The following is a 12,132-nucleotide window of genomic DNA, read 5'->3' as shown; positions in this document are numbered from 1 at the left end:
TAAATCGGTCACGCGTAGTCTCCTAACGACACCATCGCCAAACACCCTTCCGCCAAGCGCTCTGTGGCGTCTAAATGGGCGGCTTGGCGTGCTTTAGACGCCATCATTGCCAGGGTATTTGGGACGAGCAATTCATTTAAAAAATCGGTTAACCGCTCAACGGTCAAATCTGACTGAACAACGCACTGTGCAGCACCGGCGTTTACCAACACTTGGGCATTGATACGCTGATGGTCGTCAACCGCGAATGGAAAAGGCACCAGCAGCGCTGGCTTGGCCGCCGCGGCCAGCTCAGCGACCGTTAAGGCGCCCGAACGACATACGACTAAATCAGCCCAATCATAGGCAGCAGCCATGTCATCGATAAACGCACTGATCTCCGCGACGACACCATGCTGCTGGTAAAGCGCTGCTGTCTCTGAGTCGCGGCCTTTGCCTGCCTGATGGCGCACCTGCGGACGTTGCTCTGCAGGCAGCTGTGCTAAGGCCGGTGCCAAGCGCTCATTTAGGGCAACCGCGCCAAGCGAGCCTCCTACCACCAACAGCCGCAGAGGGCGTGCGGAAAGTTCAGCCACATCACGCGGCACACTGCCTAGGCTAGCAATATCGTCACGCACCGGATTGCCTATAACGTCGGCTCGCGCGCCAAAAGCTTCCGGAAATGCCGCAAAGGTGCGCTTGGCTAAGCGTGATAAAACGCGGTTGGTGAGCCCCGCCACAGCATTCTGCTCATGAATAATCAGTGGAATGCGCATTAGCCATGCCGCAAGCCCACCGGGGCCGCTGGCAAAGCCGCCCAGCCCTACCACTACTTGCGGTTTAAAATCACGAATAACTGCACGCGCCTGTAAAACGGCGCGGGTAAGATTTAGCGGCGCCTTGAGCCAGCCCACTAGCCCGTTGCCACGTAGTCCGCTTACTGCAATGGTGCGCAATGTAATGCCCGCTTCAGGAACAAGGCGATTTTCAATGCCCCTAGGGCTGCCTAGCCACTCAACGTCTACTTGCTGCACTTGCAGTGCCTGAGCGAGGGAAAGCGCTGGAAACACGTGGCCACCGGTTCCACCTGCCATAATCAGCACTCTTCGACGTGCGTTCGTGGTCACATTAAACTCCTAAAATGCCTACGATAAACGCGGCTCATGGCGCGGCTTATAAGGGGTGGACGCACGCCGAGGACGATGGCGTGTTTCGGCATCGACGCGCAGCAGTAGCCCCACCATCATACCGGTTACCAACAGGCTTGAGCCGCCATAGCTTATCAGCGGCAGCGTTAGCCCTTTGGTAGGCAGCAAGCCTGAACTCACTGCAATATTGATAAATGCTTGAGCCGCTATGACAAAGCCAATACCGTAACTAACATAGGCACCAAACAGATGGCCCGCTAGCTCAGCACGCCGCCCGACCCACATAGCGCGGGCAATAAAAACAGTAAACAGCAAGACAACAATAATGGCGCCAATCATGCCGAGCTCTTCAGCGATGACGGCAAAAATAAAGTCGGTGTGCGCCTCTGGCAGATAGTGAAGCTTTTGTACACTATTGCCCAAACCAGTGCCTGTAACATGGCCACGACCAAACGCAATTAACGCCTGAGTCAACTGATAGCCCGTAGCGAACTGATCCGCCCAAGGATCTAGAAAACTGGTCCAGCGCGCCAGTCGGTAGGGTTCAATGATCACCATCATGACAGCGCCGGAACCGAGCAGCCCGCCACTACCAACCAGCAATACCAGCGACGCTCCGCTCATCATCAGCATACCGATGACACAAATAGAGAGCACCACCATGCCGCCAAAGTCGGGGGCTAGAAACAGCAGGCCAACCGGTGCCGCCAGCACAGCCAGCGGGCGCCACATGCTAAATGCCCGCTGACGGAGATCATAAGTAAAGCGCGACATAAACGCCGCCATATAGAAAATAAGCCCAATTTTGGCAAACTCAGAGACCTGCAAGCTAGGCAATGGCCCGGGCAGCGCAATCCAGCGCTTACTGCCATTAATCTCTTGGCCAACGAACAGCACCAGAATCAACAGAAAAATACTGGCCATCAGAATCAGTGCGGCATTTTGGCGCCAAACTTCAAGCGGCACGCAGAGCATAAAGATACAGGCGACAATAGAGATCACTAGAAAAACGCCATGCTGACGCGAGTAATGAAAGGTATCTTCCAACAGACCAATCGATGCTGAGCTGACCATGACCCACCCCAGCCCCGCTAAAGCAACGGCGGCGATAATCAGCCAAATATCGCAAGGTAAATCGCGGGTCGTAAGTGCATCGCGTAAACGCTGAAGTCTGCTCATAGCGAAGCCTCGGTGGCACGCTGCGCCTTCTGCTCTACCCAGCGTCGAAACATCCCACCGCGCTCTTGATAATTGGCAAACTGATCTAGGCTGGCACAGGCGGGGGATAAGAGCACGCAATCTCCGGGTTGAGCGAGTTTAAAGGCAGCCTCCATGGCTTGGGGCAAATTGTCTACTTCCTGAACGCTCACATGCTTAATTAAGGCGTCAGCTAAGCGCGGGGCATCTAAGCCGAATAGCAATACATGCCGCGCGCATGAGGCAAGCGGCACCGCTAAAGGAGAAAAATCCGCCCCCTTACCTACTCCGCCAGCCAATAGAATTAGGCGCCCTTCCAGCGAAGCGCCAATACCATTAATGGCCGCTAACGTAGCTCCTACGTTGGTGCCTTTCGAGTCGTTCACCCAGGTAACGTCGTTAATACGCGCCACCACTTCACTGCGGTGCGCCAAGCCTTTAAATTCGCGAAGGGCATTACACATGGCCACTTCGGCAAAGCCTAGCGCCTGCCCCATTGCTAGCGCCGCAAGTGCGTTTGCGTAATTGTGCTGGCCGGTCATTGGCATCTCATCAACCGCCAGCCAAGGCTTATCACCCTGCATTAACGTCAACGTATCGTGATGAAGCGCCAAGCCCCACTCAGAATTGCTGGGCGCTTTCGTTGAGAAGTGAGCAATCTGGGCAACCGGCTGGTCCGGCCACGTTTGCGGCTCATCGGCGTTGACAACGGCGTGTCGCGCACCGATAAAAATTCGCTGCTTTGCCCCGCGATAACCGTGCATATCACCATGACGATCAAGGTGATCTTCCGACAAATTTAAAAAAGCGGCACAGCTGGCGCCTAAACGAGGCGTTGTCTCAAGCTGGAAACTGGAAAGCTCAAGTATGAAAAGTTCAGCATTAGGATGGCTGGCCAATAAATCCAGCGCGGGAGTGCCTAAATTACCGCCTACAGCTGCATCAACACCGGCGGCAGCCGCCATGTCGCCCAACAGTGTGGTAACCGTAGACTTGGCGTTAGATCCGGTGATCGCCGCAATAGGCGCATGGGCTGCACGCACAAAAAGCGCAATTTCACCCACCACCATTGGCTCACCTGTGTCAGGGTTTAACTGATCAGCAAGGTTTTCTAGTCCCGCCATACGAGGATCAAGACCAGGACTCACTACCACCTCCTGCACATCGCTCAGATCAAGTACTGAGAGCGAGCCACAGTGAATAGCAACCCCAGGATGAGCAGCGCGAAAGTCATCCAGCCCCGGTGGCTCGGCACGCGTGTCGGCCACCATATAGGGCAGATTTAAGCGCGTTAAATGACGGCAAATAGCGCGACCTGAGACCCCTAGCCCTACCACTAGCGTCAAACCTTTAGCTACTCGAACCATCACCCGCTCCTTGTCGCACAGCGCCACGCCCAATTGGGGTGGCCGTCATGACCACGTGCATTAACGAATTTTGAGCGTCGCAAGGCCGAGCAACACCAGCACTACGGTAATGATCCAGAAGCGTACGATGACGCGAGGCTCGGGCCAGCCTTTCAATTCATAGTGGTGGTGCAAAGGTGCCATACGGAAGATGCGACGCCCGGTCAGCTTGTAAGAACCCACCTGAAGAATCACTGACACCGTTTCCACGACAAAAATGCCGCCCATAATAAATAGCACTATTTCTTGGCGAACAATCACCGCCACCACGCCGAGCGCAGCGCCCAGTGCTAGCGCGCCTACATCGCCCATAAACACCTGCGCGGGATAGGTGTTAAACCACAAGAAACCCAGCCCAGCACCGGCAATCGTGGCGCAAAAAACCGCTAGTTCACCGGTGCCTGCAATAAACGGAATGTGCAGGTAGTCGGCAAACACGGTATTGCCGCTTGCATACGCGAAAACCGACAGCCCCATCGCCACCAGCACGGTGGGCATAATCGCCAGGCCATCAAGACCATCGGTCAAGTTCACCGCGTTGGAGCTACCGACAATGACAAAATAGGTAAGAACGATATAGAAAACGCCCAAAGGCAGGGCAACGTCTTTGAATAGCGGCACGAGCAAACTGGTTTCAACCGGCGTAGAGGCGGTTACATAAAGCAACACCGCGGCCCCTAACCCCACGATAGATTGCCAAAAATATTTCCATCGAGCAGGCAGACCCCGCGGGTTTTTCTCAACCACTTTGCGATAATCGTCCACCCAGCCAATGGCGCCAAAACCCAAGGTGACCGCCAAGACAATCCAAATATACAGGTTGGTTAAGTCACCCCACAGCAAGGTACTGATCGCAATCGCCAGCAGTATCATTGCCCCGCCCATCGTGGGCGTGCCTGCTTTAGAGAGATGAGACTTAGGCCCATCATCACGGACTGCTTGACCAATTTGCCCTTCGACCAAACGCCTAATCATCCATGGCCCTAGCCATAGGCACAGCATTAATGACGTGAGGGCACCTAAAATCACCCGCAGGGTTAAGTAATTAACAACCTGGAAAGCAGATTGGTACTGCGATAAAAAATTCGCCAAGTGAAGTAACATGAACGGCGTTTACCTTATTTCATCCGAACGCAGCGCGTTAACGACATGTTCCATGCCTGCACTGCGCGATCCCTTCACCAGCAACGTGGTATCAGGCGGCAAAGTATTAGTGACATGGCGCGTTAGCGCCTCGTGATCGTTAAAATGCAGCCCACGACCAAAGGCATCGCTGGCGGCACGGGCAGCCTCGCCTAGCGTCAATAGTTCATCAATTCCCAGTGCCGCGGCATAGCGGCCAATCTCTGCATGCAGCGCGTCCGACTCACGGCCTAGCTCACCCATCGCACCTAGCGCACACCAGCGTGGCGCAGGAAAGCTTGCCAGCGTATCTAGCGCCGCTTTGACCGCGCCAGGGTTAGCGTTGTAAGTGTCGTCGAGTACATTAGCACCGCGTAAACCAGGCACTACGGCCAGCCTACCCGATAATGTTTGCAGAGACTGAAGGCGTTGAACAACCTGCTCTGCAGTAACGCCTAGCACTAGCGCCGCGGCCGCGGCCGCAAGCGCATTGCTCACATTATGTTTACCCAGCAACTGCAGCTGAACGCGGCCTAGCGCTGCACCATTATGCATAAGCGTGAAAGCATAACGTCCTTGAGGATCACAGGAAAGCGCTGAGGCACTAACATCAGCCAAGCTGTGAAAGCCAAAACTAACTAATTGCCGAGGCGCATTGCGCGCGGCCCAAAAAGAAAAATAGCGATCGTCGCGATTCACTATGGCCGTACCGTGCTCGCTTAGGCCATCCAGCACCTCGCTTTTCGCCTGTGCGATCTGGCCCATTCCGCCAAACTCCCCGACATGAGCACCGGTCACGTTGGTAATAAGCGCAACGTCCGGCTTTGCCATGTGAACCGTCCAGGCAATTTCACCTAGATGATTCGCCCCTAGCTCTATCACGGCAGCAGCGTGGCTTGGCATTAATCTCAACAGCGTAAGCGGCGCGCCGATATCATTATTCAGATTGCCTTGAGTGGCTAAAACATCGCCCAGCGGCGCCAGCAGCGCCGCGCACATTTCCTTAACGGATGTTTTACCGCTATTGCCAGTTACAGCGACTAAAGCACCCTGCCATGTTTGACGATGCGCCCCGGCTAGCAGCCCCAACCCTAGCCGCGTGTCGGGGCATACCAACTGAGGCAGATCGCTGTCGATAGACGTATCCACCAAAACAGCCGCTGCACCAAGTTCATAGGCACGCTGTACAAAGTCATGACCATCAAAGTTAGGGCCCCTTAACGCCACAAAAAGGCACCCGGGCTCAATTTTACGGCTATCGATGACAGTCGAGCTAATCAACACTTCAGCGTTGGCGGCAGGCGCTTCAATGCCGAGCATTGTGGCTAGCTGACCGAGCGTCCAGCGCATTATAAGGTTCTCCGTGCGCCAAAGGCGCGCAGGATCTCTTGACTGTCCTCATAGGCGTGGCGCACCCCTTGAATATCTTGATACGCCTCATGCCCTTTGCCAGCGATAAGCACCACGTCCTGAGCGCTAGCGTCGTGAATAGTCGTCGCTACGGCCTGACGGCGATCCGCTATTTCAATGGGTCGCGCGGCAGCAGAGAAGCCTGCCAGAATCTGCTGACGAATATCCGCAGCCGCCTCATAGCGAGGGTTATCGTCGGTAATCACAGCGTTATCGGCGAGCTGCTCGGCGATCTTGGCCATTTCGGCACGCTTACCCGTATCGCGATCACCCCCGCAGCCAAACAAGCACCATAGCTTGCCTGCACTGCCTAAGTGCGCTCGCAGCGCTTGCAATGCGCTGCGCAAAGCGTCTGGCGTATGGGCATAGTCGACAACCACGCTAGGCGTATCAGTATCGCGGTAGAGCGCCATGCGGCCGGGTACGGGAGTGAGCGATGATGCGGCCTCAAAAAGCGCATACATTGACTCCCCCATTCCGTAAAGCACGGCCATTGCCTGCAGCACGTTGTCTAAATTAAAGCGGCCCATCAGCTTTAACGACAGTATTTTCTCGCCTTCCGGCGTTGCAATCATAGCCTGCTGGCCATGTTCAAAAGCCTGCCAATCCATCACCCTTAGCGTGACCCCCTCGTCTTGGCCCGTTGCCAAGACACGCACGCCTTCGGCGCAGCCTGCCAGCATTAAGCGCGCCAGCGGATCATCACCATTCACAACGACTAAGCGAAGCTCTGAGCGACGAAATAGCTTCGCTTTGGATGCCGCGTAGGCTGCCATACTGCCGTGGTAATCCAGGTGATCGCGGGTCAAATTGGTAAACACGCCAACGCTAACGTTGACGGCTTCCAAGCGCCGCTGATCGAGCGCGTGAGAAGAGACTTCGACCGCCACACGACGAACGCCCTGCTGCGCAAGCTCGCCCAGCGCCGCCTGAAGCATCAGCGGGCCTGGCGTCGTTAAGCCACTATCATTAAGCGCACCGGGGCGCCCCATGCCTAGCGTACCAATGACACCCGCTTTTGTTCCCAGCGCTTCGCTGAGGGCCGCGATGTAATGCGTCACTGAGCTCTTACCGTTAGTGCCGGTAACGCCGATGACCTCAAGCTCAGACGGCACTTTGAAGAGCGCGCTGCCGAACTCGCCCAGCCGCGCGGACAGGTGCGGCAGCGTCAACACCCGGCCCTCTAACTGCACATCGTCATGGGAGCCTTGCGCCAAGATAAGCGCAGCGCCAGCCTCAATGGCCAGCTCAATAAAATCGCGGCCGTCACGCTGACTACCCGGCACCGCTACAAAAATATCGCCCGGCTGCAGCTTGCGCGAATCTGTTTCGATCCGCACCTTTGCAGGGAGCGTAGGTAGGTCAACGGGCAGTGGTGACGCTGGCCATATCTGCCTAAGCGCCGTCAACACATCGCCTGGACTCAGCGTCATGCCATCTCCTTAAAAGCTACTCCGCCTCGTGATCAGGCGGCACATCTAACAAGCGTAAAGCATTACCCGTCACGCTGGAAAATACGGGTGCCGCAACGGCGCCGCCGTAAAATTCACCCGCTTTGGGGTGATCAATCATGACAACGGTAACAATTCGAGGATCTGAAATAGGCGCAATCCCAGCAAAAACGCTGCGATAAGCATCGGTGGTATAGCCCTGCTGGCCTATTTTACGCACCGTGCCCGTTTTACCCCCCACGCGATAGCCTTCAACGCGTGCTCGTCGTCCGCCGGTATAGGCGGCAACCGAGGTTTCAAGAATACTTAGCAGGTCATTGGCAACCGAGGGCGACATCGCCGGTATACCCTGAGGTGGTTCAGACAGGCGCAGTAAAGACGGTGGCAAACGTTCGCCGTTGTTTGCAATAGCGGTGTAGGCACTCGCCAACTGGACCGCTGAAACGGAGAGACCGTATCCATAGGAAAGCGTTGCCCGCTCACTGCGCGACCAGCGCACTGGAGCAGGCAAACTGCCCGTCGACTCACCGGGGAAACCGGTGCCAGGCGCCTGCCCTAACCCTAACTGATTATACTTTTCCCAAATCGCGGTATCGCTAAGACGCAGCGCCAAACGAGACATACCCACGTTTGAAGAGTGCTCAAGGATCCCCGCTAGATCCAGCTCACCGTAGTTACGAAAATCGCGAATGGTAAACTGATCCAGCCGCATCCAGCCAGGCGAGGTATCTACCAAGGCATCACGATCAACGACGCCACTTTCCAGTACAGCGGCCATCGCTAATGGCTTCATGACCGAGCCTGGCTCAAATACATCCACCAGCGCCTGATTACGCAGCCCACGAGGATCAAGCCCCGCTCGGTTATTAGGATTGTAGGAAGGCAGGTTGGCCATCGCCAGCACCTCGCCAGTGCGAGCGTCCATCATCACCAGCACGCCGCCATCCGCATCATGCTTGGCGACCGCCGCTCGCAGCTCGCGGTAGGCCATGTATTGGATGCGCTGATCAATCGATAAAATCAGCTCACCCCCTGGCTGGGCATCACTAATCACACCCAGCTCACGCACCAGGCGGCCGCGGCGATCTTTAATAACGCGGCGCTGTCCCGGGTGCCCGGCTAAGTAAGACTGATAGGAGAGTTCTAACCCTTCCTGGCCGATATCATCCACGTTGGTCACACCCAACAGCTGGGCAGCCACTTCACCGGCAGGATAATAGCGCTTATATTCGCGCTGGGGATAAACGCCTGGGGTGCGCAAGTCGAGAATTCGCTGAGCGGCAGCAGGCGTCATTTGGCGACGTAAATACATAAATTCACGTTCACTATAGCGTGAGACCCGCGATTCAAAATCGTCCAGCGTCATGCCTAGCGCTTGCGCTAACATCACGCGCTGAATAGCGTCTGCTGGCAATTCCTGTGGGTTGGCCCACAGGGTTACTACGGGTGTAGAAATAGCCAGCGGCTCGCCATTGCGATCTGTAATCATACCTCGGTGGGCGGGTATCGCTTCATGACGAAGGGTTCGAGCATCACCCTGGCTTTGCAAAAAGGGACGATCAATAACCTGCAAAAGAGTGATACGGCCAATCAGAATCGTAGACGCCAAGGCGATGGCGATAATAATAAAAAGAAAACGCCCGCCGCCTAAAGCAGGCGCAACGGGCTGCTGACGAGAAGTGCCGCCTCGACGCTCGCGCATCATGGTCGAATCACCTCGACATCGTTAACATCAGGAATTCGCATACCTAGTCGGTCAGTCGCAATTTGCTCAATACGCGCAGGTGTTGACCAAGCCCCTTCCTCAAGCAATAGCTGACCCCATTCAGTTTGCAACTGACTCTCCTCTTGCTCTAGCTGTTGCAACTGAGCAAATTGAACCCGCGTCATGTAAGTGGTGACGACGACGCTCAACCCAGAGGCCATGCAGAGTAAAAACAACAGGCTAATGATGACGGGCCAGGTGCGCAGGCGCAGCTTAAACGGCCATTCGGTGCGTAGCGTGGTTGCCCACTGCTCAATCCGATCCATGCTCATGATTACATCCGTTTACGCGCAGCCCGCATCACGGCGCTGCGTGAACGAGGATTAGCATCCACTTCCTCGTCGCTTGGCCGCACGCCTTTGCCCAGCGCTTCAAGGCGTCGATTCAACTGATCGTCGCGGATAGGCACGCCGCGCGGCAGATGAGTATCGCCGCGCACGTGATGACGAATAAAGCGCTTAACGCGACGGTCTTCCAATGAGTGAAAGCTAATCACCACCAGATGCCCACCGGGTGCCAGCGCCTCTAACGCGGCATCAAGCGCGCTGTCTAACTGTTCAAGCTCACCGTTGACAAAAATGCGCAGCCCTTGGAATGCTTTCGTCGCCGGGTGGCGCCCTTTCTCCCAAGCGGGATGAGCGACTTTTAGCACTTCGGCTAAATCCACCGTATGGGTGAACGGCTTTTCAACTCGCCGGGTCACCACGGCACGCGCTAGGCGTTTGGCATAGCGCTCTTCGCCATAGGTTTTGAACACGTAGGCAATATCGGCTTCGCTCGCCCGCGCCAGGAATTCAGCAACGCTTTGTCCCTGGGTAGGATCCATGCGCATGTCCAGCGGACCGTCGCGCATAAAACTAAAACCGCGCTCAGGATCATCCAACTGAGGCGATGAAACGCCCACGTCTAGCAGTATCCCTGAAAGCTTTCCGAACACGCCCTGCTCGCGGGCAAACTCGCCCAGCTGGGCAAACTCACGCTGAGTAATGTGAAAGCGTGAATCGTCTATTTCAGCGGCAGCCGCAATGGCCTGAGGGTCGCGATCCATCGCCAGCAACCGGCCCGGCTCATCAAGCCGATCTAAAATCACGCGTGAGTGGCCACCTCTCCCGAAAGTACCATCCAGATAAACACCTTGGATGTCATTGACCAAGGCATCGACAGCACCCTCCAGTAATACGCTGGTATGGCGAAAGCGGTTAGCAACCTGTTCAGCGTCAGGAGAAGACATGTTTCTCTCACAGAAGATTTGGGAAGGCGTGCAGGCACGCCTTGGTATAAAAAAGGGGAGTCGGCCGATAAGCCGGGTTCTGTCGTGGACAGCCATTCCTCTAGGCGCTGCGTTACCACAGCGCTCAAGCAACCTACCCGGACCCAGCGCGGGCCACGCCATTGGGTCCCTATTTGGTCTTGCTCCGAGTGGGGTTTACCATGCCACGCACTGTTGCCAGGCGCGCGGTGCGCTCTTACCGCACCCTTTCACCCTTACCGGCCCCCAGCATTTATATCCGGGGGCTTAGGCGGTCTACTCTCTGCTGCACTTTCCGTCGGCTCGCACCGCCCAGGCGTTACCTGGCACTCTGCCCTATGGAGCCCGGACTTTCCTCCCCCGACACCTTTTAAGGGGTATCAGCGGCGACTGTCTGGCCAACTCCGGCGGCAAGCATACCAGCGCCCTCGCCTAGCCTCAATGCTCACCTTTGATTGCTTGCAAACGAGCGTACCAAGCTTGCTTGCGTCCACCGAGTATTCGCGCAGCAATCGCGGCGCCCTGCTTCACTCCGACACCCTCCGCCAATAGCGTTTCTAACAGCGCATCCGCTGAAATATCTTGGCGCTCACTTTGCGTAACGGGCGGCGCGCCGGCCACGATCACCACAAACTCGCCACGCGCTTGATTCGGATCCGCCGCCAGCTGTGCCAATAATAGCTCAGGGGTGCCGTGCAGAAACGTCTCAAAGGTTTTCGTCAACTCACGCGCCAGCACTACGTCCCGCTCAGCCATCTGTTCTTGCAAGGCCTCCAGGGTATGCACGATGCGATGAGGAGATTCATAAAACACAAGCGTCTCTTCGCGGGTCTTCCAAGCCTCTAACGCCTGGCGGCGTGCGCCTGGCTTAGCGGGCAAAAAACCGCCAAACACAAAGCGATCGGTCGGCAAACCTGCCCCCGAAAGCGCTGTAATGAGTGCGCAAGGGCCTGGGATCGGCACAATGTGACGATTACGAGCCCGCAGCTCGCGCACCAGTACAAAACCTGGGTCGCTAATCAGCGGCGTACCTGCATCGCTGATCAGCGCGATATCTTCGCCAGCGGCAAGATAGCTGTCTAACGTATCTACCCGGCGCGCCTCGTTATGCTCATGCAATGAGAGCATCGGCTTGTTCAATCCTAAATGTGCCAACAGGCGGGCACTATGACGGGTATCTTCCGCGGCAATGCGCGATACTTGCCCTAATACGCGGGCGGCACGCGTGGTTAAGTCGTCTAAGTTCCCAATTGGCGTAGCAACCACGTACAATGTGCCCGGATTATGATCTGTCATTGATGACTCTCGATTCGTTGATGGCTTGCTCTGCCGGTGCGCTATGCTTGTGCAGTGGCCTTGTCAGTCGCTGGCAAGCTGCGACAGCGCAAATGGACATTTAAGGAAG

10 protein-coding genes and 1 other RNA gene are annotated in these 12,132 nt (G+C 56.1%); all 11 read right to left on the bottom strand.

Going from position 1 to position 12,132, the window contains the following annotated elements:
• Positions 1-8 precede the first annotated feature (8 nt).
• On the bottom strand, positions 9-1,106 hold the full coding sequence (gene murG / locus KUO20_RS06345; RefSeq protein WP_275415678.1) for an undecaprenyldiphospho-muramoylpentapeptide beta-N-acetylglucosaminyltransferase: 1,098 nt from the start codon (positions 1,104-1,106) through the stop codon (positions 9-11).
• Between the two features lie 18 nt (positions 1,107-1,124).
• Entirely contained in the window at positions 1,125-2,306 is a 1,182-nt protein-coding gene (gene ftsW / locus KUO20_RS06340; RefSeq protein WP_235042032.1) for a putative lipid II flippase FtsW, read from the bottom strand.
• The gene (gene murD, locus KUO20_RS06335; RefSeq protein ID WP_235042031.1) at positions 2,303-3,691 is read right to left on the bottom strand and encodes a UDP-N-acetylmuramoyl-L-alanine--D-glutamate ligase; all 1,389 of its coding nucleotides are present in this window, start codon (positions 3,689-3,691) and stop codon (positions 2,303-2,305) included. Before murD ends, ftsW begins: the two co-directional genes overlap by 4 nt.
• Positions 3,692-3,751: 60 nt before the next feature.
• Positions 3,752-4,834, bottom strand: a complete 1,083-nt coding sequence (gene mraY / locus KUO20_RS06330) for a phospho-N-acetylmuramoyl-pentapeptide-transferase (protein ID WP_235042030.1) — start codon at positions 4,832-4,834, stop codon at positions 3,752-3,754.
• Between the two features lie 9 nt (positions 4,835-4,843).
• Entirely contained in the window at positions 4,844-6,202 is a 1,359-nt protein-coding gene (locus KUO20_RS06325; protein ID WP_235042029.1) for a UDP-N-acetylmuramoyl-tripeptide--D-alanyl-D-alanine ligase, read from the bottom strand.
• Positions 6,202-7,695: a UDP-N-acetylmuramoyl-L-alanyl-D-glutamate--2,6-diaminopimelate ligase gene (locus tag KUO20_RS06320; protein ID WP_235042028.1), complete on the bottom strand. Its 1,494-nt coding sequence runs from the start codon at positions 7,693-7,695 to the stop codon at positions 6,202-6,204. The genes KUO20_RS06325 and KUO20_RS06320 overlap by 1 nt, the downstream gene beginning before the upstream one ends.
• A gap of 16 nt (positions 7,696-7,711) precedes the next feature.
• The gene (locus KUO20_RS06315; protein WP_235042027.1) at positions 7,712-9,418 is read right to left on the bottom strand and encodes a peptidoglycan D,D-transpeptidase FtsI family protein; all 1,707 of its coding nucleotides are present in this window, start codon (positions 9,416-9,418) and stop codon (positions 7,712-7,714) included.
• On the bottom strand, positions 9,415-9,750 hold the full coding sequence (ftsL, locus tag KUO20_RS06310) for a cell division protein FtsL (protein ID WP_096280691.1): 336 nt from the start codon (positions 9,748-9,750) through the stop codon (positions 9,415-9,417). The genes KUO20_RS06315 and ftsL overlap by 4 nt, the downstream gene beginning before the upstream one ends.
• Before the next feature lie 2 nt (positions 9,751-9,752).
• Positions 9,753-10,709: a 16S rRNA (cytosine(1402)-N(4))-methyltransferase RsmH gene (gene rsmH, locus KUO20_RS06305; RefSeq protein ID WP_235042026.1), complete on the bottom strand. Its 957-nt coding sequence runs from the start codon at positions 10,707-10,709 to the stop codon at positions 9,753-9,755.
• A gap of 52 nt (positions 10,710-10,761) precedes the next feature.
• An RNA gene (gene rnpB / locus KUO20_RS06300) (RNase P RNA component class A) lies at positions 10,762-11,133 on the bottom strand.
• Between the two features lie 32 nt (positions 11,134-11,165).
• Complete coding sequence (gene rsmI, locus KUO20_RS06295) at positions 11,166-12,023, bottom strand: 16S rRNA (cytidine(1402)-2'-O)-methyltransferase (RefSeq protein WP_235042025.1); 858 nt, start codon at positions 12,021-12,023, stop codon at positions 11,166-11,168.
• Positions 12,024-12,132: the final 109 nt, after the last annotated feature.

The organism is Vreelandella profundi (assembly GCF_019722725.1).
Taxonomy (GTDB): domain Bacteria; phylum Pseudomonadota; class Gammaproteobacteria; order Pseudomonadales; family Halomonadaceae; genus Vreelandella; species Vreelandella profundi.
This window is presented reverse-complemented; position numbering and strand designations above follow the sequence as displayed.